We start from the raw sequence: 25,310 nt of genomic DNA, 5'->3' as shown, positions 1-25,310 counted from the left end.
TGCAAAGGGCGGCGCGATATCCAGACGAGCAACGCACGCGATTGCGTGACTGCACAGCGTCGAAAGATCATCAGGGCGCGGAGACACTTCACGCAACTGTAGGTGACTGCAAAACGTGAGAAATCCGTCACTTGCGAATCAACGACTTGCGTGCGGCGCGCATCATGGCAGTGGGGAAAAGGACCGCATAAGCTGAGAAATCACGACCAAGCAACCTCCGCCAAACCCGGGGCGATTCAGTGTGATGAATTGGCGAGGGGATTGCGCAAGCACCGAGCTGTTCTGGCTTTGCGAGGAACGGTGCAGATTGGTAGATTCAATTGACGTTGGTGCCATTTGGTCAAAGTATCAGATCTCGCAGTTGGGCCTCGAGGTCTTGTCGGTCATGATTTCACTGGCGTGTCCGCCGGGGCCACATAGGCCTGATGAGGGTGTTTGGCGGTTTCAGGGTAGCGGAAACGCAATTGGCCGCTGCCGACCATGGGGATCAGGTGCTTGTTGCGCAGGTAGTTGCGGCTTTTGCCCAGCAAGGTTGCAAGCTGGTCCACAGTGAGCGGTGCCCAGGTGCACAGGCGGACGATAGCTTGGCGGAGGGCATCCTCCTGAGTGCGGCCCCTCAGGGTTGCAAGCATGGTTGCAAGCTCAGTCGGCAAGGTTGCAACCTCAGGGTTGCATGCTGGTATATCGGATCCGGCGGCGGCGGGGAGGGGCTCCACTCCAGATGCTACCCGTGTGGACGCCGTTTCGATGTCCAGCGAGAGCTGGGCAGGGAGCTCGGGGGGCTCGGCGTCGGCACGGGCCAGCACATAGTAGGTGCTGCTGCCAGAGCCCTCTTTGTCCAGCAGCCCCCGATCGCGCAGACGGCGTAGTAGGTGGCTGGCCGCCAGGGTGTCTAGGCCGCAGAAGTCTCGGCAGGCACTGTTGTCCACGGCGCCAGTCTCTCGGGCGTAGATCAGCGCCTTGGCTTCGTCACCGCTCACGGTCCCGCCGGCAAAGCTGCGCAACCAGGCATGGTCATCCTCAGTCAGCAGGTTGTGCAGAAAGAGCGTGAGCTTGAACTCGTTGGCTTGCCGGTCGGAATGGAACTCAGGCGCGGCGAGGCCGGCATCAGTTGCCAGGCGGCGCATGGCGCGGATGCCGGTGCCTTTGGCCTCTGCCAGGTGCAGGTCGTGCAGCACGGCAGCAATCACCGGGTTGCGCAGGCGGGAGCCCGGCGAGCCTAACTGTTCGGGCGCCTTGAGTGAGTAGCCCACATTGCGCACCTCGATGCGATTGCTGAAGCGGATGATCTGCGTGGGGCTGTGTACGGTGTAGCTGCGATGCATGGCCGCGTTAGCCAGGGCTTCGCGGATGACCTTGCGCGGCAAGATCGGCTCTTGCACGCTTTGCAGCTGGCCTTCTGGCAGGCGGAAGCCTTTGGGCAGTTCGTCGATGATGCTGGCCTCGGCCTGGGGCAGGGCCAGCAGCAGTGGTTTGCGGATATCGATGGACTGGAAGCGGTTTTCCGGGTCTTCTACCCATTCATTGCCGGGTACGCGGATGTAGTCGATGCGCACCATGGGCAAGATTCGCCGCAGGGCCAGTGGCTTGCCAAACAGCACGATGCCGGCCAATGTGGGCTGCAGCGCGCCATCCACACGGCGCAAGGAGCCCAAGGCTTCGAGCATGTCCTCGTCACCATAGGCTAGTTCTTCGGCCTGCGGGTTGATGCGTGCCCGGTCCCGGCGGTAAGCGGCAATCGCAGTAGGGTCAAAGTCGTCCAGCCGCGCATCAGGCAGCACACTGGTGTCGGGACCATGGCTGGGTTGGCTTTCGCCGCGCAGCACCCAGAGGTCTTCGTCCACACAATGTTGGTCCGTACTGCCGATACGCCGGAAGGCGCCCCGGGGCAGGCCGGTGGCCTTGAGGTAGACCGGCTTGTGGGTGACGTCAGCCTCGGGTACATAGACTACAAGCACGGTGTGACCGTCTACGGTCTCCAGTTGCATCTCAGGCCGCAGCGTAACGTTGAGCATGCTGGCGCATTGCGACGCTAGGTCTCTTTGCACCTTGTCCGGGTCTGGCAGGCCGGCGGGCCGGTAGACGGTGTCGCCCTTGTCGTTGATAGACCAGTCTGCACCCAGCAACAGATGGCCGCCATTTAACCCCGGCTCGTTTGCGAAAGCGATCACGGTCTCCATGACCGACTTGCCCAGCTGGCTGGTCCGCTTGGCTTCAATGCGGGTGGATTCGTCCACTGCATTGAGTTCCTCGAACAGCTCCACGGCACTACGCATGAGACGCCTCCTGACTAACACATATGCGGTTTGGGAGAAGACCGGCTCCGCGTTGATTTGAAACAACGCCGCAGCGGTGAGAGGGGAAACCTAAAGCCGCATGAAACGGCTTTAGGTAAGTGGCGCAAATTTGAGATTTAGGTAGTTGCTACCTCTGATTGGCGATAGAAATCTCACTTATTGCATCTACCTACAAAAAAATCAAACGTCAATATTCCCAGCCCTGAGCGCATTGGTCTCAATGAAATCCCGGCGTGGCTCGACTTCGTCGCCCATCAGCATCGTGAACACGCGATCGGCTTCGATGGCGTCGTCGATCTGTACGCGCAGCAGGCGGCGAACGGCCGGGTCCATGGTGGTTTCCCAGAGCTGTTCGGGGTTCATTTCGCCGAGGCCCTTGTAGCGCTGGCGGGCGGTGGTGCGTTCGGCTTCGGAGATGAGCCATTGCATGGCGCCGCGGAAGTCGGTGATCTTTTCTTCCTTGGCTTTTTCGCCTTCGCCGCGGGTGGCCTTGGCGCCTTCGCCGATGAGGCTGCGGAAGAGGTGGGCCTCTTCGCTCAGGGCGGCGTAGTCGGCGCCGTGCACGAAGTCCTGCGTGATGATGCTGCTCTTGATGTTGCCGTGGTGGTGGCGGCTGATGCGCAGGATGGGTTTGTCGGTGCGGGCGTCGAATTCACCGGTCACGTCGGCGGGGACGCCGTTGGTGTTGAGTTCGCGCAGCTTGGCCTGCAGTTGCACGGCGCTGGCTTCGGCGTCCTGCAGGGTGTCGAGCTTGATCTCGACGCCGTCGGCAATCGCGCGCAGGGCTTCCGCGTCCATGAAGGCGGAGAGGCGGTCGATCACGTGTTCGGCGTGCTGGTGCTTGTTGGCCAGCTCGGCCAGTTCCTCGCCTTGCAGCACGCGGCTGTTGGCGCCGCCGGTGGTGATGCTGGCGTGGTTCAGGGCCACGCGCAGCAGGTAGGCGTCGAGCGCTGCGGCGTCTTTCAGGTACAGCTCTTCCTTGCCGCTCTTGACCTTGTAGAGCGGTGGCTGGGCGATGTAGATGTGGCCGCGTTCGCACAGCTCGGGCATCTGACGGTAGAAGAAGGTCAGCAGCAGGGTGCGGATGTGGGCGCCGTCCACGTCGGCGTCGGTCATGATGATGATGCGGTGGTAGCGCAGCTTGTTCGGATCGAAGTCGTCCGAGGTGCTCTTGCCGCTTTCCACGCTGGCCTTGCCGATGCCGGTGCCGAGCGCCGTGATCAGGGTGATGATTTCCTGGCTGGAGAGCAGCTTTTCGTAGCGGGCTTTTTCGACGTTCAGGATCTTGCCGCGCAGGGGCAGGATGGCCTGGAACTTGCGGTCGCGGCCCTGCTTGGCGGAGCCGCCGGCGGAGTCGCCCTCGACGATGTAGATTTCGCAGAGCGCGGGGTCTTTTTCCTGGCAATCAGCCAGCTTGCCGGGCAGGCCCATGCCGTCGAGCACGCCCTTGCGGCGGGTCATTTCACGGGCCTTGCGCGCGGCTTCGCGGGCGCGTGCGGCTTCGACGATCTTGCCGCAGAGGATCTTGGCGTCGTTCGGCTTTTCCTCGAGGTAGTCGGTCAGCGCCTTGGCGACGATGTCTTCCACGGGGGCGCGCACTTCCGAGCTGACCAGCTTGTCCTTGGTCTGGCTCGAGAACTTGGGCTCGGGCACCTTCACGGAGAGCACGCAGCACAGGCCTTCGCGCATGTCGTCGCCGGAGACTTCGACCTTGGCTTTCTTGGCGAACTCGTTCTGCTCGATGTACTTGCCGATCACGCGCGTCATCGCGGCGCGAAGGCCGGTCAGGTGGGTGCCGCCGTCACGCTGGGGAATGTTGTTGGTGAAGCAGAGCACCTGCTCGCCGTAGCTTTCGTTCCACTGCATGGCGACTTCGACGCCGATCTCGGTGCCGGGAATGCCGCCGTAGGTTTCGGCAGGACGCGAGCCGATGGCGTGGAAGGCCGTGGGGTGCAGCACTTTCTTGGTGCCGTTGATGTATTCGACGAAGCCCTTGACGCCGCCGGCGCCGGAGAAATCGTCTTCCTTGCCGGTGCGCTCGTCGTGCAGGCGGATGCGCACGCCGTTGTTGAGGAACGAGAGCTCGCGCAGGCGTTTGGCGAGGATGTCGTAGTGGAAATCGTTGTTTTCCTTGAAGATCTCGGTGTCGGGCAGGAAGCGCACTTCGGTGCCGCGCTTGTCGGTGGGGCCGACGATCTTCATCGGGGAGATCTCCGCGCCGTCGACGTTCTCGATGATGCGGTTCTGCACATGGCCGCGCGAGAAGTCGATCTGGTGGATCTGGCCGTCGCGGCGCACCACGAGCTTGAGCTTGACCGAAAGCGCGTTCACGCAGGAGACGCCCACGCCGTGCAGGCCGCCCGAGACCTTGTAGCTGTTCTGGTTGAACTTGCCGCCCGCGTGCAGTTCTGTCAGTGCGATTTCGGCGGCCGAGCGCTTGGGCTCGTGCTTGTCGTCCATCTTCACGCCGGTGGGGATGCCGCGGCCGTTGTCGATGACGCTGATCGAGTTGTCGGTGTGGATGGTGATGACGATGTCGTCACAGAAACCGGCCAGCGCCTCGTCGATGGAGTTGTCCACGACCTCGAAGACCAGATGGTGCAGGCCGGTGCCGTCCGAGGTGTCGCCGATGTACATGCCGGGACGCTTGCGCACGGCCTCCAGGCCTTCGAGGATCTGGATCGCGCCTTCGCCGTAGCCATCGCTGCCGGATGCCGCGGGTGCTGGCGCGGGCGATGCGCCGTTGTTCGCGGTGGGCTCGTCGGGGGTGGGCTGCGTGTTCTCTGCGGTCATGGAGGAATGCTTTCTCTCGTTCACCAGGCCGCCTTGGGAGGCGGTCCGTGTAAAAAATCGTTCAAAAATTCAGTCCATCAAATGATCAAATGGCTGCCATCGCTCTTGGTGAAGCCATGGCAGCCCTGATGAAATGATGCGTGGATCAGTGCGTCGGTGTGCGTTCCTGAACCTTGGGTCAGATGCGCATCGGCATCACCACGTACTTGAAGTGATCGTTGTCGGGGATGGTCAGCAGCGCGGAGCTGTTGTTGTCCGACAGGTCGACCTTGACCATGTCCTGGCTCATGTTGGTGAGCGCGTCGATCAGGTAGCTCACGTTGAAGCCGATCTCGATGGTGTCACCGCCGTAGTCGATGTCGAGCTCGTCCACGGCCTCTTCCTGCTCGGCGTTGTTGGAGGCCACGCGCAGCAGACCGGGTTCGAGGTTCAGGCGCACGCCCTTGAACTTGTCGCTGGTCATGATGGCGGTGCGCTGCAGGCTGGCCAGCAGTGGTGCGCGGCCGAGCGTGATGCTGTTCTTGTGGTTCTTGGGGATCACGCGGTTGTAGTCGGGGAACTTGCCTTCGACCAGCTTGGTGACGAACTCCATGCCGCCGAACGAGAACTTGGCCTGGTTGTTGGCGAACTGCATCTCGATGGCGCCGTCGGCATCCGACAGCAGGCGCTGCAGCTCGAGCACGGTCTTGCGCGGCAGAATCACTTCCTGTTTGGGCACTTCCACGTCCAGCGTGGCCGACGAGAACGCGAGGCGGTGGCCGTCGGTGGCCACGAGGCTCAGCGTGTTGCCTTCGGCGACGAACAGGATGCCGTTGAGGTAGTAGCGGATGTCCTGCACGGCCATCGCGAAGGAGACCTGACCCATCAGGTTCTTGAGCACCTTCTGCGGCACGCTGAACGCGGGGCCGAAACCGGCGGCTTCCTGCACCAGCGGGAAGTCCTCGGCGGGCAGGGACTGCAGCGTGAAGCGGCTCTTGCCACCCTTGAGGATGAGCTTGTTCTGGCTGGTCTCCAGGCTCACGGTCTGGTCCGAGGGCATGGTCTTCAGGATGTCGATGACCTTTCGCACGCCGACCGTGGTGGTGAACTCGCCCGTGTCGCCGCCGAGCTCGGCGGTGGTGCGGATCTGGATTTCCAGATCGCTGGTGGTGAGCTGCAGGGCATTTCCGGTCTTGCGGATCAGCACGTTCGCCAGGATGGGCAGAGTGTGACGGCGTTCGACGATGCCGGACACCGATTGCAATACTGCGAGGACCTTGTCTTGTGTTGCCTTCAGGACAATCATGTCTTCAACCTTGGTTGGTTTTGGTGTGCAAAAAGAAATGCGAAAAACGTGGCGGGGCGATTCGAGTGCATGGTTGGGGCTTGCTCCCTCTCAAGAGCCCGGCCCGTTCGCCCCACATGGCATTTTGCCTGCGATCTGAAACAAATTTCATGGCAATTCATCACGGATCGAATTACCCCTTGAGCGTCTGTTCCAGCACGTGCAGCTGCTGGTTGAGTTCGGTGAGCTGCTGACGCTCGCCGGCGATCTTGCGCACCGCGTGCAGCACGGTCGTGTGGTCGCGCCCGCCGAACAGCTCCCCGATCTCGGGCAGGCTCTTCTGCGTGAGCTCCTTGGCCAGGTACATCGCGATCTGGCGCGGGCGGGCGATGCTCGCGGGGCGCTTCTTGCTGTACATGTCGGCGACCTTGATCTTGTAGTAGTCGGCCACCGTCTTCTGGATGTTTTCCACCGAAATCTGGCGATTCTGGATCGACAGCAGATCACGCAGCGCCTCGCGGGCGAGCTGGATCGACACTTCCTTCTGGTTGAAGCGCGAATAGGCCAGGATCTTGCGCAGCGCGCCTTCGAGCTCGCGCACGTTGGAGCGCACGTTCTTGGCGACGAAGAAGGCCACTTCTTCGGGCATGTCCGCGTTCTCGGCACGGGCCTTGTTGATCAGGATCGCGACGCGCATTTCCAGCTCGGGCGGCTCGATGGCCACGGTGAGACCGGAGTCAAAGCGCGAGACCAGACGCTCGTGGATGTTGGCCAGTCCCTTGGGGTAGGTGTCCGACGTCATCACGATGTGGCTCTTCTTGGCGAGCAGGGCCTCGAACGCGTTGAAGAATTCTTCCTGCGTGCGGTCCTTGTTCGCAAAAAATTGCACGTCGTCGATCAGCAGCAGATCGAGCGAGTGGTAGCGGGCCTTGAAGTCGTCGAAGGTGCGGCGCTGGTAGGCCTTAACCACATCCGAGACGAACTGCTCGGCGTGAATGTAGAGAACTTTGGCGTCCGGCTTGTCGGCCAGCAGCTTGTTGCCCACGGCGTGCACCAAGTGGGTCTTGCCGAGACCCACACCGCCATAGATGAACAGCGGGTTGTAGAGATGTCCGGGCGACGCGGCGACGTGCATGGCGGCGGAGCGGGCCATGCGGTTGGCGGTACCTTCGACCAGCGAGTCGAAAGTCAGGGCGGGATTCAGGCGCGAGCGGAACGGGCCGGAGCCATTGTCCTCGGCGGCGCTGGCGGCGGGTTCGGGCGCGGCAACGGGTTCCGCCTGGGCCACTGGCTGGGGCGGAATGTATTTGCGGACAACGCTTTCACGCTGAGCGAGCGCCAACTCCAGTGGAATGGGCTGGCCGTACAGGCCTTCCAGTATGGCGGAAATGCGACCCGCGTACTGCGCACGGATCCAATCGAGCTTGAAGCGGTTGGCCACGAACAGGGTGACCTTGGAGAGGTCGGGCTCCACCTTGGCTGCGAGTGGTTTGATCCAGGTGTTGAACTGCATCTCTGGCAGCTCCTGAGAGAGCTGCTCCACGCATGCCTGCCACAGGCCTTGCCCGGCGTCGGAGCCGGACTCGTCGTGGGCGGTGTTGGAAGGTTCCTCAATCATTTCAGGGGAATTCTAGTTGTGGATAGGAGGAACATTGAAGGACCCCCATTGTACCTTCCGCGCGGAGTTATCCACAATTTCTCCGCACATCACCCACACATCTTCCTCATGTCTATTCACCGTTCTGGTGCGATCTGGTTGGCAAATTCGTGCGCCGTTGCGTAAAAATACGACAATTCCCGGGGATTGCAAGATTCTTTCAAGCCTGCAATAATCGCCGGTTTCCCTGAACCCGTTCAGGGTGATCCAGCCCGGGTGAACCATTTTGCTCTTTGAGTACGGAGTGATTTGCTTGGGGATGTCTGGCGGGCTGATCGGCCGATCGAAGCCGGGCCTGTAACTGAACTATCAAGGAATTTTGAATCATGAAACGCACATACCAGCCTTCCAAGACCCGCCGCGCACGTACCCACGGTTTCCTGGTCCGCATGAAGACTCGTGGCGGCCGCGCCGTCATCAACGCTCGCCGCGCCAAGGGCCGCAAGCGTCTGGCTGTCTGAGGTCTTGCTGACTGATGGGTTTGGCTCCTCGCGATGCCAAGCCCCGGTTGCAAGTCCCTCCAATCCGCGCAGGGCGTTGCTTTGGCGCTTATGCACCGGTTGAAAACCCGCCCCCAGTTTCAGGCTGCCATGGCGGGTGGAACTGTTTCCCGCACACCGCACTTCGCCCTGCATCGACTGGGTCTGGTGCTGCCGGACGGTGAAACCCCCAAGGCTCTGGCCGAAGAAACAAGCCAATCGTCAGACGGGTCTGGCAGCGTGCCGCGCGAGCAGCACGCCGCGCAGGCCCTGTTTGTCGTTGCGGCGCACGAAAACGCAGGCCCCTGGCTCGGCGCGATGGTGCCCAAGCGCTGGGCGCGTCGCGCCGTCACGCGCAACGCCATCAAGCGCCAGATCTATGTGGCGGGTGCCGACTTCGAGTCGCAGCTGCCCGTGGCGGCGCATGTGGTGCGTCTGCGCTCCACCTTCGACCGCAAGCAGTTTCCGAGCGCCACATCCGACGCTCTGAAGGCCGCCGTGCGCGACGAGCTCAGGCAGCTCTTCGCCTATGCCGTGCGGCCGCAGAAAAGTCCGAAAGGCCCCAAGGCGCAAAAAGCCTCCGGGGAGAATCCATGATCGTGCGCAACGCACTCATGGCGCTGGTGCGCGGCTATCGGCTGCTGCTTAGCCCTTGGCTGGGCTCGGCTTGCCGTTTCGAGCCCACCTGTTCGGTTTATGCTCTCGAGGCTTTGGAAATACATGGTGCAGCAGGCGGCAGCTATCTGACGATCGCCCGGCTTGCGCGCTGTCATCCCTGGTGTGACGGAGGGCACGATCCAGTGCCGCAGGAGCCACCGCGTGCGACGCGGCTGTTCTCGCGACATGTGCCGCCGCCTTCCTCCTCTTCATCCGCTTCCTCTTCTACGAAGACTTCATGAACGATATTCGCCGCACCATACTGTGGGTGATATTTGCCTTCTCGCTGGTTCTCCTGTGGGACAAGTGGCAAGTACATAACGGCCAGAAAGCCACCTTCTTCCCCGTTCCGCAGGCACAGACCGCCAAGTCGCCAGCGGATGCCGCCTCCGGCGCCGCAGACGCGACCGTGCCGACGGCTTCCGCCGCCGTTGCGGGCGCCGCCGACGTGCCGGGTGCCACCGCTGCGCCAGCCGCTCCCGCCGCCGCGCCGCGCCAGGACGTGGTCGTCGCCAACGACGTGCTGCGCCTGACCTTCGACAGCGAAGGCGGCACGCTCAAGCACGCCGAGCTGCTCCAGTATTTCGACAAGTCCACGCCTCCCCAGCCCGTGGTGCTGTTCGACGACTCGGCCACGCACAAGTATCTGAGCCAGTCCGGCCTGATCGGCGGCACCTTCCCGACCCACAAGACCGCGATGACCGTGCAACCGGGCGCGCGTGAGCTCAAGGACGGTCAGGATTCCGTGCAGCTGCGCTTTGAATCCGCCGAAGTCGGCGGCGTGAAGCTGGTCAAGACCTACACGCTCAAGCGTGGCGCGTATGACGTGGCCGTGCAGCACGACGTCGTGAACAACAGCGGCGCCGCCGTGAACCCGCGTCTGTACATGCAGCTGGTGCGTGACAACACGGAGTCCGGCGACCAGACCCCGTTCTACTCGACATTCACCGGCCCGGCCGTCTACACCACCGAGAAGAAGTACCAGAAGGTCACCTTCAAGGACATCGACAACAACAAGGTCAGCATCGAGAAGACTTCGGATGCGGGCTTCGTGGCGATGGTGCAGCACTACTTCGCGAGCGCCTGGCTGCTGGGTGACGGCACGCAGCGCGAGAACTTCGTGAACAAGGTGGGCGACAAGCTCTACGCCGCCGGCATGATCACGCCGGTGGGCACCGTGGAGCCAGGCCAGACCAAGACGCTCAACGCGCGCCTGTTCGCGGGCCCGCAGGTCGAGCCCGTGCTCGAATCGCTGGCGCCCGGCCTTGAGCTGGTCAAGGACTACGGCTGGCTGACCATTCTGGCCAAGCCGCTGTACTGGCTGCTGTCCGAGCTGCACAAGTTCATCGGCAACTGGGGCTGGTCGATCGTGGCGCTGGTGCTGCTGCTGAAGATCGCGTTCTACTGGTTCAACGCCAAGGCCTACTCCTCGATGGCCAAGATGAAGGCGATCAATCCACGCATTCAGGAAATGCGCGAGCGCCTGAAGGACAAGCCGCAGCAGATGCAGCAGGAGATGATGCGCATCTACCGCGAGGAGAAGGTCAACCCGATGGGTGGCTGCCTGCCTATCCTGATCCAGATGCCGGTGTTCATGGCGCTGTACTGGGTGCTGCAGTCGAGCGTGGAAATCCGCAACGCGCCATGGATCGGCTGGATCCATGACCTCTCGGTGCCCGATCCGTTCTTCATCCTGCCGCTGTTGATGATGCTGTCGTCGCTGCTGCAGACCGCGCTGAACCCCGCACCGCCCGATCCGATGCAGGCCAAGCTCATGTGGATCATGCCGCTGATGTTCTCGGTGATGTTCTTCTTCTTCCCGGCCGGCCTCGTGCTGTACTGGCTGACGAACAACATTCTGTCGATCGCGCAGCAGTGGATCATCAACACGCGCATGGGGGTGCCGCCCCAATTCAACCTGCCGAAATTCAAGTAGTTGAATGGCATGAAAAACGCTTGATCGCTTGAGCGTTTATCCCTAGCTAAAACGCACAAAGGCCGCTACGCGGCCTTTGTCGTTTTCGGTAGCATGCAAGTCTCTTTGTCCGAAATGGCACAACCCTTGCAAGCGGAGATGACTGCCAATTCACGGGCATGAACTCAACATCTAGGAGTCAGGGATATGAATCGAGGAGCGAGTTTCAAGCGGGGAATTCTTGCGGCGGCGCTGCTGGCGGCCATCGGCAGCTCGGCCAGCGCCGTGACCCTGCGCACGGCCGGTGCGAACGACATTCTCACCACCGACCCCATGTCGCAGAACCACCAGACCACGCATGCCTACATGCAGCAGGTCTACGAGAGCCTGGTGCGCTACGACGACAAGTACCAGACCGTCCCTGCCCTGGCCACCAAATGGACGCAGGTCTCCCCCACGCAGGTGCGCTTCGAGCTGCGCAAGGGCGTGAAATTCCATGACGGTGCACCGTTCACCGCCGACGACGTGGTGTTCTCCCTCACCCGCGCGGGCACCAAGCCGTCGAACATGATCGCCTCGGTGGCGAGCATTCAGGAAATCAAGAAGGTCGACGACTTCACCGTCGACCTGATCCTCAAGGGCCCCAACCCGACGCTGCTGCGCGACCTGACCGAAGCGCGCATCATGAACAAGGCATGGGCCGAGAAGAACAACTCGACGAAGTCGCAGGACTACGCGAGCAAGGAAGAAAACTTCGCCTCCCGCAACGCCAACGGCACCGGCCCCTTCCAGCTCGTGAGCTGGCAGCCCGACGTGAAGCTGGTCTTGAAGAAGAACCCGAACTGGTGGGATCAGCCCAAGGGCAACATCGACGAGGTGGTGTTCACCCCCATCAAGTCCGCAGCCACCCGCTCGGCCGCGCTGATCTCCGGCCAGGTCGACTTTGTGGTCGATCCACCTCCGCAGGATCTGGCCCGCATGAAGGCCAGCCCCGACATCAAGATCATCGAAGGCGCGGAAAACCGCACCATCTATCTGGGCCTCGACCAGTTTCGCGACGAGCTCCCCGGCGCCGGCACGCCGGGCAAGAACCCGCTCAAGGACAAGCGCGTGCGTCAGGCCCTGTATCAGGCCATCGACATCGCCGGCATCCACGACCGCACCATGCGTGGCCTGTCGGTCAACGCGGGCGTCATGGTCGCGCCGATGGTTCATGGCTCGACCAAGGAACTCGATGCGCGGGCCTCCAAGTACGACGTCGAAGCCGCCAAGAAGCTGCTGGCCGACGCGGGCTATCCGAACGGTTTCTCGCTGAACCTCGAGTGCCCGAATGACCGCTACGTCAACGATGAAGCCATCTGCCAGGCCGTGACCGCGATGTGGACCCGCATCGGCGTGAAGACCAACCTCAAGACCGCGCCGATGGCCCAGTACGTCACCCGCGTGATGAACGCCGAAGTCAGCGCCTACCTGTTCGGCTGGGGCGTCGCGACCTTCGATTCGCTGTACTCGCTCGACGCGCTCATGGCCACCAAGGATGGCAAGGGTGTGGGCACTTACAACGCCGGCCGCTTCAGCGACGCCAAGCTCGACGGCATGATCAACCAGATCAAGGTCGAGATGGACGCCGGCAAGCGCGACGCGCTGATCCACGATGCGCTCAAGCTGGTCAAGGACGAGTACTACTACCTGCCCGTTCACCACCAGATCCGCCCCTGGGCCATGCGCAAGGGCGTGACCACCCAGCACCGCGCGGATGACCGTCCGATGCCGAATTGGACGACGCTCAAGTGAGCATCACCTGAGCCGCCCGTCGGCTATGCTTGCAAAGCCCGCGAAAGCGGGCTTTTTTCATGCGCTGGCTATGATCGCTGCCAGCATTTGCGCCCATTCGATTTCAGACTCTCACCATGCTTCCACGCCACGCCGACCCCATCGTTGCCATCGCCACCGCTCCAGGACGCGGGGCCGTGGGGATCGTGCGGGTGTCGGGCAAGGGGCTGGCGGGATTCGTTGAGCGACTGCTGGGCCGCAAGCTCAATGCGCGCGAGGCGCACTACCTGCCGTTTCCGGATGCGGCCGGGCAGGCCATCGATCGCGGGCTGGCGTTGTTTTTTCCTGGCCCGCACAGCTACACCGGCGAGGACGTTCTGGAGCTGCAGGCGCATGGCGGCCCGGTGGTGTTGCAGTTGCTGGTGGCACGCTGTATGGAACTTGCGCGCGAGGCGCTGCCGCAACTGCGTCTGGCCGAGCCGGGCGAATTCACGCAGCGCGCTTTTTTCAACAACAAGATCGATCTGGCGCAGGCCGAGGCGATCGCCGATCTGATCGACGCGAGCACCGAGGCGGCTGCGCGCAGCGCGGGGCGCTCGCTCTCGGGCGCGTTCTCCAAGGAGATCCATACGCTGCGCGATGCGCTGATCCATCTGCGCATGCTGGTCGAGGCAACGCTGGACTTTCCCGAAGAGGAAATCGATTTTCTGAAGAAGGCCGACGCAGCCGGGCAGCTGGAGCGCCTGCAGTTGCAGCTTGGCGCGGTGATGCAGCGAGCGCAGCAGGGCGCGCTGCTGCGCGAGGGCATCAAGGTGGTGATCGCCGGTCAGCCGAACGCGGGCAAGAGCTCGCTGCTCAATGCGCTTGCCGGGGCGGAGCTTGCCATCGTCACGCCGATTGCCGGCACGACGCGCGACAAGGTGCAGCAGACCATCCAGATCGAGGGCGTGCCGCTGCATGTGATCGACACGGCCGGGCTGCGCGAGAGCGATGACGAGGTCGAGAAGATCGGCATCGCGCGCGCGTGGGAGGAAATCAAGGCGGCCGACGCGGTGCTCTTCCTCCATGACCTGACGCGGATGAACGACGCTGGCTACGTGGCCGTGGACGCGCAGATCGCCGCCGAGCTGGCCGAGCAGCTGCACGAGAAGGTGCCGGTGATCGATGTGTGGAACAAGACGGACGCGGCCAGCGTGACCGCGCCCGCCGAACTGCAGGCAGGGCGCATGGCGCAGGTGCGGCTCTCCGCACGCACGGGCGACGGGCTGGAGGAGCTGCGCCGCAAGCTCCTGGAGATCGCGGGCTGGCAATCGGCGCCGGAAGGACTCTACATCGCGCGTGCGCGCCACATTGCCGCGCTGCGCGAAGTGGACGCGCACCTGATGGAGTCGGCCGCGCAGATCCACGCGAACAGCCCGGCGCTCGATCTGCTGGCCGAAGAACTGCGCCTGTCGCAGAATGCGCTCAACACCATCACCGGCGAGTTCACGTCGGATGACCTGCTCGGCGTGATCTTCTCGTCGTTCTGCATCGGCAAGTGAGCCGGCGGCCCGCCGCCTGCTGCCCACCGCCCGCTGCCTACTCGCTTGCACCACCATCAGGAGACCGCGCATGCCGCGTTTTGCCGCCAACCTGTCCATGCTCTACAACGAGCTGGATTTTCTCGACCGCTTTGCCGCGGCCGCCGCCGATGGTTTTCAGGGCGTGGAGTTCCTGTTCCCCTACGCCTTCGCGCCGGAGCAATTGGCCGAGCGACTGAGGCGCCATGGGCTCACGCAGGTGCTGTTCAATGCTCCGCCCGGCGATTGGGACGCGGGCGAGCGTGGCACGGCCTGCCTGCCGGGGCGCGAGGCGGAATTTCGCGAGGGCATCGAACGGGCGGTGCACTATGCGCGCGCGCTGGACTGCCCGCGCATCCACGTGATGGCGGGGCTGGTGCCAAGCGGCCTGGAGCGGGCCGAGGCGCACCGCCTCTATGTGAACAACGTCCGTTGGGCCGCACGGCTTGCCGGTGAGCACGGCATCCGCATCCTGCTGGAGCCGATCAATGGCCGCGACATGCCGGGTTACTTCCTGTCGCGACAGGACGATGCCCACGCGCTGGTGGCCGAGATTGGCGAGCCGAACGTGCTGGTGCAGATGGACCTCTACCACTGCCAGATCGTCGAGGGCGATCTGGCGACCCGGATCCGCCGCCATTTGCCGACGGGCCGTGTCGGCCACCTGCAGATCGCCGGCGTGCCCGAGCGGCACGAGCCCGACGTGGGGGAAATCAACTACCCGTATCTCTTCGCGCTGATCGACGGTCTGGACTTTGACGGCTGGATCGGCTGCGAATACCGCCCCGCGCGCGGCGCGGTGGCGGGGGGGACGAGCGCGGGACTGGGCTGGATGAGCGCGTCATGTGCCGACACGACAGCGTCTCGTGCGTGAGCCGACTCCGTCGCGCTCGCAACATGTTCCTGGAGGGCGGCATGCACATTGAATCCGGTCCGCACAAGTGCCGGAAATCATGCGATGCTTGAGTAATCCGCAAGAACTGATTAAATTGTGGGCAAACGTTTCATCATTCGCGCGAATTCGCGTGCTGCGCACCGTGTGGAGACCATTCCGGGTGCGGGCAGGCGGGTGCGATTTTTTACAATCAATTTAGCTTCCATGCCATGAATACGATAGTTACAAGAAGCGATGGCAAGGTGGATCTGCATGGACTGGTGCAGGCCATCAGTCACGCCAACGCGGATGACAGCCTGAACAATGTGCTCAATGCGGAGCAATGGGATCTGCTGGCTCCCTATCTGCTGCCGGTGTCGTTGCCGGCGGGACAGGTGCTGTTTGCGCAGGGCACGAGCGATCGCACGCTGTATCTGCTGGAGAGCGGCACGCTGAGCGTGCACTTCGAGGACGAGAAGCAGCGTCTGCGTCTGGCCATCGTCGGCCCCGGCTCGGTGGTGGGTGAGGGAGCGTTCTTCTCGCACCTGCCGCGCTCGGCCACGGTGCAGGCGGGATCGCCGTGCAAGCTCTGGAGCCTGCCGGCGATGCGTTTCACCGAGTTGTCCAATCGCCAGCCAGCGGTGGCGCTGCACCTGGTGATGGCGGTGGGGGCGGTGCTGTCTAAGCGCCTGGGCAATCGCAAACGCCGTGTGGCCTCTACTTGATTGATAGATATTTGATTTAACTCACATCAAAAAAAGACTGGCTAACTTCTTGGCTGACCAGTAGCATGCGCTTTAGGGTAGCGCTGTACACTTATTTGCGCATTTTTCAAAGCGCTTCATTTCAGGTGCGCCATGTCTTTTTTCAGTTGGTTCTCACGAAGACCCTCTCCGGGCGCTGCGCCGCGCAAGGCGCAGCCAAGCCCGTCCCAAGCGGCCGCCGCTGCGGCTCAGGCACAGGCTCGCGCGCCCAAGCTCGCTGAGCAAGCCGAGCAGTTGGCGCGCAAGAACGTTCGCATGGAGCGTCGCGAGGCGCTCTACATGGTGGTCCGCGACGCGATGGCGCGTGCCGGTGTGTTGTCGGCAGGCTACAAATTCAAGGTGCTGTCGCTTGACCAGAATGGTCAGCAGTTCGTAGTCATGATCGATCTGGCCCGCGAGTACGGTGCCAGCACGGCCCGGCTGGGCGAAATCGAAAGCCTGATCACCCAGAGCGCCAAGGCGCGCTTCGAGATTCTGGTGACCGCCGTCTATTGGCGCATGCACGACAACACGGCCGCGGGTCTGGGCCTGGGCCTGCGCATGCGCCGCGCGGCGGACAAGGAGTCCGCACCGGCCACTGCTTCTGCCACTCCCCACACGATTCGTGCGCCCGTCATGCCGGTGGGCTCATATGAGGCACGCACCTCCGCGCCTGCGCCGCTGCGCGGCAATTCTGGCATGGCTCCGCTGCGCGGCAACTCGGGCTTGTCGCCGCTCAACAGCCTGCGCAGCCCGCTGCTGGACAGCGCGCATGCGCCACTCGCGCCCGTCCGCTCGGCGCCAGTGGCTGCCTCCCGCAACGGCGTCAATGGAGCCAATGGCCTCAATGAACTCAATGGAGTGAACACGATCAACGGCAGCCATGGCGCGAGCGCCGCCGGGGGACTCGGCAACTTTGACCCCATCGAGGACGACGAGGTCGCGGCCTTCAAGCGTGCGCTCAGCGGCACCGGAGCTTCCAATGGCGCGGCGCGTCCGGCGTCGGCTGCCGAACGTCCGGGAACGACCGTGCGCAGCGGACCGATGTCCCGCTCGCCGCTGCTCCAGCCTTCGATTGCTTCCGGCTTCGCGGACACGGAGATGCCTGCCGATTCGGCCAGCTCGGACCTGAGCGCGACCCAGTACGGCGATCTGCAATGAGATCGCAAGCACGCTCTGACGGTTGCTGTGACCTGGGCTGAGCGCAAAACGCAAAGCGTAAAAAGCAGAACGCCGACGATGAGGTCGGCGTTTTGCTTTGTGGCCGTCAGTGGCCCTCGAAATCCACCAGATTGAAGATCTTCAGGCCCGCATCGCGCAGTCGTCTGGAGCCGCCGAGTTCCGGCAGATCGACGATGACCGCGCCCTCGGTCACGGTGGCGCCCAGACGCTCCAGCAGCTTCTTGCCGGCCATCATCGTGCCGCCCGTCGCGATCAGGTCATCGATCAGCAGCACGCGGTCACCGGGCTTGACGGCGTCGGAATGCAGCTCGACGGTGGCGCTGCCGTACTCGAGCTCGTAGGTTTCCTCGACGGTGGTGAAGGGCAGCTTGCCCTTCTTGCGGATCGGCACGAAGCCGACGTTGAGCTCATACGCGATCACCGCGCCGATGATGAAGCCGCGCGCATCGAGCCCGGCGACCACGTCGGGGCGCAGGTTCCTGTCCATGTAGCGGTGCACGAAGGCGTCGATGAGCACGCGGAACACCTTGGGGTCCTGCAGCAGCGGCGTGATGTCGCGGAACTGCACGCCGGGTGCGGGCCAGTCGGGCACGGTGCGCATGTGTTGGCGCAGGTATTCGTTGACGCTCAAAGGATGCTGCATGGTGGGGTGTGTGGTGTTGGGAGGTGGCGGGGATCACTTGCCGCGCAGCAGCAGGTCTTCGGTGAGGGCCAGCGCCTTGGGCAGGCCGCGCAGCACGAGTGTATCGCCTTCGGCCAGCAGCGACGGGTCGGTCGCGTCGGCGCTGACCGAGCCATTGGCGCGGCGCACGGCGACGAACTGGACCTCGCGCGTGCCCAGCGCCAGCTCGTGCAGCGCGCGGCCGAGAGCGGCGGCGCCCGAGGGCAGGGTGAAGGACTTCAGGCGCTCTTGATCGAGCTCGGCGGGGGTGTCGTCGTCCGCGCCGTGGAAGTAGTCACGCAGCAGCTGGTAGCGGCCCTCGCGCTGCTCGCGCACGAGGCGGATCACCCGGCGCATGGGCACGCCGACCAGCGCGAGCGCGTGGCTCGCCAGCATCAGCGAGCCTTCGATGGCCTCGGGCACGACCTCGCTCGCGCCCGCGAGCTGCAGCTTGTCGAGATTGGCGTCGTCCACCGTGCGCACGATCACCGGCACGTTGGGGGCGTGCTTCTTGATGTTGGCGAGCGTCTTGAGCGTGGCGTGCGTGTCCAGATGGGTGACGACCACCGCGCTCGCGCGGCCGAGACCTGCGGCCATCAGGGCCTGCAGGCGGGTGGCGTCACCGTAGACCACCGATTCGCCGCCAGCGGCCGCCTGATGCACACGGTCGGGGTCGAGGTCGAGCGCGAGGTAGGGGATGTGCTCGATCTGGAGCAGCCGCGCCAGATTCTGGCCCGAACGGCCATAGCCGCAGATCACGACGTGGTGATCGGTGTTGATGGCCTGGCGGGCGATCTGCGTCATCTGCAGCGACTGCATCATCCAGTCGCTCGCGGCGAGCCGCATGACGATGCGGTTGCTGTACTGGATGAGCAGCGGCGTGATCAGCATGGACACGACCATCGCCGCCAGAATCGGGTTCATCAGCGCTGGCTGGATGAGCCCCTGCGCCGAGGTGAGCGTGAGCAGCACGAAGCCGAATTCCCCCGCCTGCGCCAGATAGATGCCGGTGCGCAGCGACACCCCCGCCGCGCCGCCCATGAAGCGCGAGATCGCGAAGATCACCAGCGCCTTGAGCAGCATCGGCACGGTCACCATCAGCAGCACCAGCGCCCAGCGCTCGAGCAGGATGTGCCAGTCGAGCTGCATGCCGATGGTGATGAAGAACAGGCCCAGCAGCACGTCGTGGAAGGGGCGGATGTCGGTTTCCACCTGGTGCTTGTATTCGGTCTCGGACACGAGCACGCCCGCGATGAACGCGCCGAGCGCCAGCGACAGTCCGGCCATCTCGGTCAGCCACGCGAGACCGAGCGCGAACAGCAGCAGGTTGAGCATGAAAAGCTCCTCGCTGTGCCTGCGCGCGACGAGGTTGAACCACCAGCGCATCAGGCGCTGGCCGCCGGTCAGCAGAATGGTGATCAGCGCGGCGGCCTTGAGCATTTCGAGCGGCAGCGCCCAGATCAGCTTGTCGGGCGCGGCGCCGAGCGCGGGAATCAAAATCAGCAGCGGCACCACGGCCAGATCCTGGAACAGCAGAATGCCCATCACGCGGCGGCCGTGCTCGGATTCGAGTTCCGCGCGCTCGGCCATCATCTTCACGACGATGGCGGTGCTGCTCATCACCAGCGTGCCCGAGAGCGCCACGGCGGTCTGCCAGCTCATGTCCCAGACGCGACCCACGAAGCGCGACAGCAGCATCAGTCCGATGAACGACAGCAGCATGGTCACGACCACCTGCATGAGGCCGAGGCCGAACACGAACTTGCGCATCGCGCGCAGCTTGGGAAGGCTGAATTCAAGGCCGATGGCGAACATCAGGAACACCACGCCGAACTCGCCCAGATGGCGCACGCCCTCGGAATTGCTGGCCAGCGCAAGCGCATGCGGCCCGATCAGCACCCCTGCCGCCAGATAGCCCAGCATCGGCGGCTGCTTGAGCGTGCGGCAGACGACGACGGCCAGCACGGCGGCAAGCAGATAGAGCAGGGTGAGGGCCAATGAGGACATGACTGATGCTAAACGAGCGAAGGGCGGGTGCGCCCTATAAAATTCCCGAATGTCTACCTCTTTACCAACTTCCACCCGTTCGTTCGACCACGACCGCGCCCTGCATCTGGCGCGCGAGGCGCTGCGGGACGAGGCCCACGCGCTCGTGGCTCTCTCCGACCGTGTGGGAGCGTCGTTCGTCAATGCGGTTGCCCGCATTCTTGCCACTCCCGGCCGCGTCGTGGTCATGGGCATGGGCAAGAGCGGCCACGTGGGCCGCAAGATCGCCGCGACGCTGGCATCCACCGGCACACCGGCCTTTTTCGTGCACCCGGCGGAGGCCAGCCACGGCGATCTCGGCATGGTCACCCAGGGTGACCTGGTGCTGGGCATCTCCAACAGCGGCGAGGCCAACGAACTCACCGTGCTGCTGCCGGTGCTGAAGCGCCAGGGCGTGCCGCTGATCGCGATGACCGGCGGGCTCGAATCGTCGCTCGCCAAGTACGCCGACGTCGTGCTCGACTCCGGAGTCGAGCGCGAGGCCTGCCCGCTGAATCTGGCGCCCACCACCAGCACCACGGCGCAGATGGCGCTCGGCGATGCGCTGGCCGTGGCGCTGCTCGACGCGCGCGGTTTTCGCGCCGAGGATTTCGCGCGCTCGCACCCTGGCGGTGCGCTTGGGCGCAAGCTGCTCACGCTGGTGCGCGACGTCATGCGCTCGGGCGACGAGCTGCCGCGCGTGTCGGCCGAGGCGTCGTTCAGCGAGCTGATGCGCGAGATGAGCGCCAAGTCGCTGGGCGCCTCCACCGTGGTCGATGCGCAAGGCCACCTGCTGGGCATCTTCACCGACGGCGACCTGCGCCGCCGCATCGAGTCCGGCGGCGAACTGCTGGGCGCGAAGGCGGGCGAAGTCATGCACACCAAGCCGCGCACGATCCGCCCGCAGGCCCTGGCCGCCGACGCGGCCGCGCTGATGGAGCAGCACTCCATCACCAGCGTGCTGGTCACCGACGAGCAGAATCAGCTGCTCGGCATGGTGCATATCGGCGATCTGATGCGCGCAAAGGTCATTTGATGAACCCATCCCAAGGCGCTGCGGCCCCATCGCAGACAACGGCGCTGCAACCGACGCTGCGGATCGATCCCGAACTGCTGCTCAGAGCGCAGCCCGTGCGCGTGGTGTTCTTCGATGTGGACGGCGTGCTGACCGATGGCGGACTGTATTTCTCGGAGCATGGGGAGACGATCAAGCGCTTCAACACGCTCGACGGTCATGGCCTCAAGCTGCTGCAGAAGGCGGGCATCACGCCCGCCGTGGTCACCGGACGCGACTCCCCCGCATTGCGCCTGCGTCTGAAGGCGCTGGGCGTGGTGCACGCGCGTTTCGGCACAGAAGACAAGCGCCCGGCGGCCGAGGCGATTCTGGCCGAGCTGGGACTCGACTGGAGCCAGGCCGCCGCCATGGGCGACGACTGGCCCGATCTGCCGGTGATGCGCCGCTCGGCCTTCGCCTGTGCACCGCTGAACGCGCAGATCGACGTGAAGGCCAACGCGCACTACATCACACAAGCGGCGGCCGGACACGGCGCGGCGCGTGAACTCTGCGACCTGCTGCTGGTGGCCAGCGGCAAATACGCGCAACTGCTGGCGGAATACGCATGACCTTCAACGAGCGCATGCGCCGCGTCTGGGAGATCTTCTCCATCTATCTGCCCATTCTGCTGATGGGTCTGCTCGCGCTTGGCACCTGGTGGCTGGTGCGCAACGCCCCCAAGCCTACCGAGCAACCGCAGCAGCGCGAGGTGTCGCACGAGCCCGACTACTACATGCGCGACTTCTCGATCAAGTCGTTCGACGCCACGGGGCGTCTGCAAAGCGAGATCCAGGGCGAGACGCTCAAGCATTTCATGGACACCGACACGCTCGAGATCCAGAAGGCCCGCATGCGCTCGATCAGCCCCGACGGCCGCGTGACGCTCGCGACCGCGAACCGCGCGCTCTCGAATTCGGACGGCACGGAGGTGCAGCTCTTCGGCGACGCCGTCGTCACCCGCGAGGAATTCCGGAAGACCGGCGCCAAGTCGGTCCCGCCGATGCAGTTCCGTGGGGAGTTTCTGCATGTCTGGCCGAACGACGAGCGGGTGAAATCCCATCTGCCCGTGACGCTCACGCGCGGCCCCGACCAGTTCACCGGCGACGCCATGGATTTCGACAACTACAGCCAGGTGCTCAACATGCGCGGCGACGTCAAGGGCAAGATGCAGCCGAGCCGCGTCACTTCGACGCTCACGCCACGCAACAACAACCGGCCCTGAAGCCGGTCCAACGACGGGAGAGCCGCCTTGAACTCCGCACCCCTGGTCTTCATCACCGGCGCCTCCAGCGGCATCGGCCAGGCGCTGGCCCTGCACTACGCCAAGTTGGGCTTCCGGCTCGCGCTGGTCGCACGGCGCGTGGACCTCATGCAGGACTGGGCACGCTCGCAGGGGCTGGGAGAGGAGCGCTGCCGCTGCTATGGGGCCGACGTGGCAGAGATCGACAGCATCGTCGGTGCGGGCGAACGCTGCATCCAGGAACTGGGCCTGCCCGACGTGGTGATCGCCAACGCGGGCATCAGCGTGGGCGTGGACACTGCCGAGCGCGAGGACATCGACCAGATGGCGCGCGTCTACGCGATCAACAACGTGGGCCTGGCAGCCACCTTCCAGCCGTTCATCAAGCCCATGTGCGCACGCGCCAGCGGCACACTGGTGGGCATCGCCAGCGTGGCGGGAATTCGCGGCCTGCCCGGGCATGGGGCCTATTGCTCCAGCAAGGCGGCCGTCATCAGCTATTGCGAGAGCCTGCGTGGCGAGCTGAACACGCAGGGTGTATCGGTGGTGACGATTCTGCCGGGCTATGTGGACACGCCGCTCACGCGGGAGAACCGGTATTCGATGCCGTTTCTGATTTCCGCCGAGACCTTCGCTGAACGCGCGTTCCATGCCATTGCGGCACGCACCAGCTACCGCGTGATTCCGTGGCAGATGGGCATCGTCGCCAAGCTGCTGCGACTGCTGCCCAACTGGGCCTTCGACAGGGCCTTGCATGGGCGCGAGCGCAAGCACCGGGGCACGTCGCAGCCCCAATGACGCTTGGCGCATTGAAGGTAATCATGAAAAAAGGCTCCCGAGGGAGCCTTTTTGCTGGATGGCCTGCATCCCGGTTGCCCGGGACGAGACATCAATAACCGTTGTTGCCGCCGCCGTAGCCGCCGCCACCGCTGCGACCACCGCCGCCGCCACCGTTGCGCGAACCAGCGCCGTAGGGGCTGCGGAAACCGCCTTCGCCGCCACGACCACCGCCGCCGCCACCACCGTAGCCGCCGCCACCACTGCGGCCACCGCCGCCGTAGCCGCCGCCACCGCCGAAGCCGCCACCACCGCTACGGGGGGGGCGTGGCTCCATTGGGCGAGCTTCGTTCACGACGACGCTGCGACCGCCCATGGGCTGGCCATTCATGCCGTTGATGGCAGCTTGCGCTTCTGCGTCGCTGGCCATTTCGACGAAACCAAAGCCCTTGGAGCGACCAGTGTCGCGCTCCATCATGACTTTGGCGCTGGTCACGGCGCCGAACTGGCCGAAGGCCTGTTCCAGATCGCTATCGCGCACCGAGTACGGCAGGTTGCCGACGTACAGTTTGTTGCCCATCAAGGGACTCCTCAAGAACTAAGAAAAAAGTGATGGAGACTCGAAACCGCAGTCGGCTAATCGCACATGTGCTTGGTGCACAAATTTGACGGACCACCGCAACTTTGGCGTGAAAAATACCCCAGCCAAACCATTATGCGCCACAACTTCGAAAAAAATGCAAGATCATGTGAGGCGGAAATCCGAAAACGGAGCATTCCTACAACCTCATACCGACATTTTGAAATCGATGAGATCCGGACTGTCAGCAGCCCGGATCAGCACTGACAATCAGTAGGCGCGGTCGTAGCCGCCGCCATTGCCGCGGAAGCCACCGCGGTCGCCACCGAAGCCGCCGCTGCGGGGTGGGCGTGGTTCCATCGGACGAGCGATGTTGACCACCAGATCGCGGCCACCGAAGTTTTGGCCGTGGGCGCCTTGGATGGCGGCCTGTGCTTCGACTTCATTGCCCATTTCGACAAAGCCGAAACCCTTGGAGCGGCCAGTGTCGCGCTCCATCATGACCTTGGCGCTCAGCACGTTGCCGTATTGACCAAAAGTTTGTTCCAGATCGCCATCACGGAAGGAATAGGGCAGGTTGCCCACGTACAGTTTGTTGCTCATAAAACGAGGCTCTAAGAAATTTTCTGAATAAGAAGCGATGAGCCAACGCAGCCAACAAACCCATAACGACTTCAATGATGCGAAATCGACTAACACCGCAATCGCATATCTGTAACACAGAATGCTGAAACTATTATCAAGCATGACTTCAAGGAAAAAAGCACGCGTTGGCGCGGCTGCAACACTTTGGATGGGGAATTACCCGAGGAAGCGCCTCTTTTTAGGGGTATCTGACTAGAAAACCACCAGCCCGGGAGGCTTTAGGGCGTTTCTCCGCGGCTCTTCATGGGGATTCGGTACTCTCGATGCTCCTCGGCATGCATGGGGGCGTCGCGATACAATCGCGCTGTCTTTGGGGAGTAGTCCGTTTTTGCGGCAACGCAAAAAGGCATGCATCAACAGACTTGGGCCCTCACGGCCTATGGTGCATGAGGCTGGGGTGAAGCAATTTCACCCCCTGGCTGGACGAGACCATTGACTACGTACCGATCCAACAACATTTGGGCCGGAGCCGGTGCGTGGTCAATGCGTTTTGCACTGGTGTCTCCGGCCGAAACACCCACGTCATGGAAGCCTTTCTGATCTCCACCTCCGTCGTCGCGCTCGCCGAGATGGGGGACAAGACCCAGCTCCTCTCGCTCGTGCTCGCCGCGCGCTTTCGCAAGCCGCTGCCGATCGTGCTCGGGATCTTCGTCGCCACCATCGTCAACCACGCGCTCGCGGGCGCGGTGGGTGCATGGATCACCAACTATCTGGGGCAGAACGCCCTGCAGTGGATTCTGGGGATCTCGTTCATCGCCATGGCCGTCTGGATGCTGATTCCCGACAAGCTCGACGAGGATGAGATGGGCGGTCACTCCAAGTGGGGCGTCTTCGGCACGACGGTGGCCGCCTTTTTCCTCGCCGAAATGGGCGACAAGACCCAGATCGCGACGGTCATGCTGGCCGCCAAGTACGTCGGCTACTACTTCTGGGTGGTGGCCGGAACGACGCTGGGCATGATGCTCGCCAACGCGCCGGTCGTGTGGCTCGGCGACAAGATCGTCAAGAAGGTGCCGATCCGCACCGTGCACATGATCTCCGCGGTGATCTTCCTTGTGCTCGGTCTGCTTGCGATTTACAACCCCGTGAAGCAGCTTTTGGCATAATCGAGTCTTCACGCGCCGATTTGCTACAG

General features: G+C 63.5%; 22 protein-coding genes and 1 riboswitch. Of the genes, 14 read left to right on the top strand and 8 right to left on the bottom strand.

Translation table 11 applies throughout. The features are described 5' to 3' along the window. Positions 1–383 precede the first annotated feature (383 nt). From ISG32_RS12380 to dnaA, 4 genes are all read right to left on the bottom strand, one after another. Positions 384–2,276 (bottom strand): ATP-binding protein, encoded by a 1,893-nt coding sequence (locus tag ISG32_RS12380; protein WP_194771312.1) that lies wholly within the window; start codon positions 2,274–2,276, stop codon positions 384–386. A gap of 201 nt (positions 2,277–2,477) precedes the next feature. Further along, positions 2,478–5,090 (bottom strand): DNA topoisomerase (ATP-hydrolyzing) subunit B, encoded by a 2,613-nt coding sequence (gyrB, locus tag ISG32_RS12375; protein ID WP_194771311.1) that lies wholly within the window; start codon positions 5,088–5,090, stop codon positions 2,478–2,480. 178 nt (positions 5,091–5,268) lie between these two features. Then, positions 5,269–6,375 (bottom strand): DNA polymerase III subunit beta, encoded by a 1,107-nt coding sequence (gene dnaN / locus ISG32_RS12370; RefSeq protein ID WP_194771310.1) that lies wholly within the window; start codon positions 6,373–6,375, stop codon positions 5,269–5,271. A gap of 172 nt (positions 6,376–6,547) precedes the next feature. Continuing rightward, entirely contained in the window at positions 6,548–7,972 is a 1,425-nt protein-coding gene (gene dnaA / locus ISG32_RS12365) for a chromosomal replication initiator protein DnaA (protein WP_194771309.1), read from the bottom strand. A gap of 365 nt (positions 7,973–8,337) precedes the next feature. On the opposite strand from dnaA, the gene rpmH reads away from it, so the two are divergent. From rpmH to ISG32_RS12320, 9 genes are all read left to right on the top strand, one after another. Next, on the top strand, positions 8,338–8,472 hold the full coding sequence (rpmH, locus tag ISG32_RS12360) for a 50S ribosomal protein L34 (protein ID WP_005798102.1): 135 nt from the start codon (positions 8,338–8,340) through the stop codon (positions 8,470–8,472). 90 nt (positions 8,473–8,562) lie between these two features. Continuing rightward, positions 8,563–9,087: a ribonuclease P protein component gene (locus ISG32_RS12355; protein ID WP_194771308.1), complete on the top strand. Its 525-nt coding sequence runs from the start codon at positions 8,563–8,565 to the stop codon at positions 9,085–9,087. Further along, positions 9,084–9,389 carry a membrane protein insertion efficiency factor YidD gene (gene yidD / locus ISG32_RS12350; RefSeq protein WP_228529770.1) on the top strand — a complete coding sequence of 102 codons (306 nt, stop codon included), beginning with the start codon at positions 9,084–9,086 and terminating at the stop codon, positions 9,387–9,389. Before ISG32_RS12355 ends, yidD begins: the two co-directional genes overlap by 4 nt. Then, a complete protein-coding gene (gene yidC / locus ISG32_RS12345; protein ID WP_194771307.1) occupies positions 9,386–11,083 on the top strand; it encodes a membrane protein insertase YidC in 1,698 nt (565 codons plus the stop codon). The genes yidD and yidC overlap by 4 nt, the downstream gene beginning before the upstream one ends. Before the next feature lie 186 nt (positions 11,084–11,269). Next, positions 11,270–12,856 carry an ABC transporter substrate-binding protein gene (locus ISG32_RS12340; RefSeq protein WP_194771306.1) on the top strand — a complete coding sequence of 529 codons (1,587 nt, stop codon included), beginning with the start codon at positions 11,270–11,272 and terminating at the stop codon, positions 12,854–12,856. Positions 12,857–12,972: 116 nt separating this feature from the next. Beyond that, positions 12,973–14,376, top strand: coding sequence for a tRNA uridine-5-carboxymethylaminomethyl(34) synthesis GTPase MnmE (gene mnmE, locus ISG32_RS12335; protein WP_194771305.1), 1,404 nt, complete (start codon positions 12,973–12,975; stop codon positions 14,374–14,376). 70 nt (positions 14,377–14,446) lie between these two features. Further along, positions 14,447–15,268, top strand: a complete 822-nt coding sequence (gene otnI, locus ISG32_RS12330; RefSeq protein WP_194771304.1) for a 2-oxo-tetronate isomerase — start codon at positions 14,447–14,449, stop codon at positions 15,266–15,268. A 230-nt stretch (positions 15,269–15,498) separates the two neighbouring features. Beyond that, positions 15,499–15,993 carry a Crp/Fnr family transcriptional regulator gene (locus ISG32_RS12325; RefSeq protein ID WP_194771303.1) on the top strand — a complete coding sequence of 165 codons (495 nt, stop codon included), beginning with the start codon at positions 15,499–15,501 and terminating at the stop codon, positions 15,991–15,993. Between the two features lie 132 nt (positions 15,994–16,125). After that, complete coding sequence (locus ISG32_RS12320; protein WP_194771302.1) at positions 16,126–17,172, top strand: hypothetical protein; 1,047 nt, start codon at positions 16,126–16,128, stop codon at positions 17,170–17,172. Positions 17,173–17,278: 106 nt separating this feature from the next. Here the strand turns inward: ISG32_RS12320 and ISG32_RS12315 are convergent, their stop codons facing one another. Beyond that, positions 17,279–17,836, bottom strand: a complete 558-nt coding sequence (locus tag ISG32_RS12315) for an adenine phosphoribosyltransferase (RefSeq protein ID WP_194771301.1) — start codon at positions 17,834–17,836, stop codon at positions 17,279–17,281. A gap of 33 nt (positions 17,837–17,869) precedes the next feature. Then, complete coding sequence (locus tag ISG32_RS12310) at positions 17,870–19,861, bottom strand: monovalent cation:proton antiporter-2 (CPA2) family protein (protein WP_194771300.1); 1,992 nt, start codon at positions 19,859–19,861, stop codon at positions 17,870–17,872. A 49-nt stretch (positions 19,862–19,910) separates the two neighbouring features. On the opposite strand from ISG32_RS12310, the gene ISG32_RS12305 reads away from it, so the two are divergent. Genes ISG32_RS12305 through ISG32_RS12290 form a run of 4 tightly spaced genes read left to right on the top strand, consistent with a single transcriptional unit; the run spans position 19,911 to position 22,971 of the window. Then, complete coding sequence (locus tag ISG32_RS12305) at positions 19,911–20,915, top strand: KpsF/GutQ family sugar-phosphate isomerase (protein ID WP_194771299.1); 1,005 nt, start codon at positions 19,911–19,913, stop codon at positions 20,913–20,915. Beyond that, positions 20,915–21,502 (top strand): KdsC family phosphatase, encoded by a 588-nt coding sequence (locus tag ISG32_RS12300; RefSeq protein ID WP_194771298.1) that lies wholly within the window; start codon positions 20,915–20,917, stop codon positions 21,500–21,502. Before ISG32_RS12305 ends, ISG32_RS12300 begins: the two co-directional genes overlap by 1 nt. After that, positions 21,499–22,155 (top strand): LPS export ABC transporter periplasmic protein LptC, encoded by a 657-nt coding sequence (gene lptC / locus ISG32_RS12295; RefSeq protein ID WP_194771297.1) that lies wholly within the window; start codon positions 21,499–21,501, stop codon positions 22,153–22,155. Before ISG32_RS12300 ends, lptC begins: the two co-directional genes overlap by 4 nt. A gap of 27 nt (positions 22,156–22,182) precedes the next feature. Further along, complete coding sequence (locus ISG32_RS12290) at positions 22,183–22,971, top strand: SDR family oxidoreductase (RefSeq protein WP_194771296.1); 789 nt, start codon at positions 22,183–22,185, stop codon at positions 22,969–22,971. 91 nt (positions 22,972–23,062) lie between these two features. Here ISG32_RS12290 and ISG32_RS12285 read toward each other — a convergent pair whose 3' ends face one another. Then, a complete protein-coding gene (locus ISG32_RS12285) occupies positions 23,063–23,530 on the bottom strand; it encodes an RNA recognition motif domain-containing protein (protein ID WP_194771295.1) in 468 nt (155 codons plus the stop codon). A 270-nt stretch (positions 23,531–23,800) separates the two neighbouring features. Continuing rightward, positions 23,801–24,133 (bottom strand): RNA recognition motif domain-containing protein, encoded by a 333-nt coding sequence (locus ISG32_RS12280; protein ID WP_194771294.1) that lies wholly within the window; start codon positions 24,131–24,133, stop codon positions 23,801–23,803. Between the two features lie 342 nt (positions 24,134–24,475). Continuing rightward, positions 24,476–24,685, top strand: a riboswitch (yybP-ykoY riboswitch). A gap of 14 nt (positions 24,686–24,699) precedes the next feature. On the opposite strand from ISG32_RS12280, the gene ISG32_RS12275 reads away from it, so the two are divergent. After that, positions 24,700–25,281 (top strand): TMEM165/GDT1 family protein, encoded by a 582-nt coding sequence (locus tag ISG32_RS12275; RefSeq protein ID WP_194771293.1) that lies wholly within the window; start codon positions 24,700–24,702, stop codon positions 25,279–25,281. The last annotated feature ends 29 nt before the right edge of the window (positions 25,282–25,310 follow it).

Origin of the sequence: Diaphorobacter caeni (assembly GCF_015354245.1) — a bacterium.
In the GTDB taxonomy this organism is placed as follows: Bacteria; Pseudomonadota; Gammaproteobacteria; order Burkholderiales; family Burkholderiaceae_C; genus Diaphorobacter_A; species Diaphorobacter_A caeni.
Note: the sequence above shows the minus strand (reverse complement) of the source record. Positions and strands in the feature narration are given on the sequence as shown.

Bases quoted from the DNA above. Each gene is read 5' to 3' on its own strand.
- ISG32_RS12340 (WP_194771306.1), top strand. From the start codon at position 11,270: ATGAATCGAGGAGCGAGTTTCAAGCGGGGAATTCTTGCGGCGGCGCTG.
- yidD (WP_228529770.1), top strand. From the start codon at position 9,084: ATGATCGTGCGCAACGCACTCATGGCGCTGGTGCGCGGCTATCGGCTG.
- ISG32_RS12380 (WP_194771312.1), bottom strand. From the start codon at position 2,276: ATGCGTAGTGCCGTGGAGCTGTTCGAGGAACTCAATGCAGTGGACGAA.
- mnmE (WP_194771305.1), top strand. From the start codon at position 12,973: ATGCTTCCACGCCACGCCGACCCCATCGTTGCCATCGCCACCGCTCCA.
- ISG32_RS12300 (WP_194771298.1), top strand. From the start codon at position 20,915: ATGAACCCATCCCAAGGCGCTGCGGCCCCATCGCAGACAACGGCGCTG.
- ISG32_RS12305 (WP_194771299.1), top strand. From the start codon at position 19,911: ATGTCTACCTCTTTACCAACTTCCACCCGTTCGTTCGACCACGACCGC.
- dnaA (WP_194771309.1), bottom strand. From the start codon at position 7,972: ATGATTGAGGAACCTTCCAACACCGCCCACGACGAGTCCGGCTCCGAC.
- ISG32_RS12285 (WP_194771295.1), bottom strand. From the start codon at position 23,530: ATGGGCAACAAACTGTACGTCGGCAACCTGCCGTACTCGGTGCGCGAT.
- ISG32_RS12280 (WP_194771294.1), bottom strand. From the start codon at position 24,133: ATGAGCAACAAACTGTACGTGGGCAACCTGCCCTATTCCTTCCGTGAT.
- ISG32_RS12325 (WP_194771303.1), top strand. From the start codon at position 15,499: ATGAATACGATAGTTACAAGAAGCGATGGCAAGGTGGATCTGCATGGA.
- lptC (WP_194771297.1), top strand. From the start codon at position 21,499: ATGACCTTCAACGAGCGCATGCGCCGCGTCTGGGAGATCTTCTCCATC.
- otnI (WP_194771304.1), top strand. From the start codon at position 14,447: ATGCCGCGTTTTGCCGCCAACCTGTCCATGCTCTACAACGAGCTGGAT.
- rpmH (WP_005798102.1), top strand. From the start codon at position 8,338: ATGAAACGCACATACCAGCCTTCCAAGACCCGCCGCGCACGTACCCAC.
- dnaN (WP_194771310.1), bottom strand. From the start codon at position 6,375: ATGATTGTCCTGAAGGCAACACAAGACAAGGTCCTCGCAGTATTGCAA.
- ISG32_RS12315 (WP_194771301.1), bottom strand. From the start codon at position 17,836: ATGCAGCATCCTTTGAGCGTCAACGAATACCTGCGCCAACACATGCGC.
- ISG32_RS12275 (WP_194771293.1), top strand. From the start codon at position 24,700: ATGGAAGCCTTTCTGATCTCCACCTCCGTCGTCGCGCTCGCCGAGATG.
- gyrB (WP_194771311.1), bottom strand. From the start codon at position 5,090: ATGACCGCAGAGAACACGCAGCCCACCCCCGACGAGCCCACCGCGAAC.
- ISG32_RS12320 (WP_194771302.1), top strand. From the start codon at position 16,126: ATGTCTTTTTTCAGTTGGTTCTCACGAAGACCCTCTCCGGGCGCTGCG.
- yidC (WP_194771307.1), top strand. From the start codon at position 9,386: ATGAACGATATTCGCCGCACCATACTGTGGGTGATATTTGCCTTCTCG.
- ISG32_RS12355 (WP_194771308.1), top strand. From the start codon at position 8,563: ATGCACCGGTTGAAAACCCGCCCCCAGTTTCAGGCTGCCATGGCGGGT.
- ISG32_RS12310 (WP_194771300.1), bottom strand. From the start codon at position 19,861: ATGTCCTCATTGGCCCTCACCCTGCTCTATCTGCTTGCCGCCGTGCTG.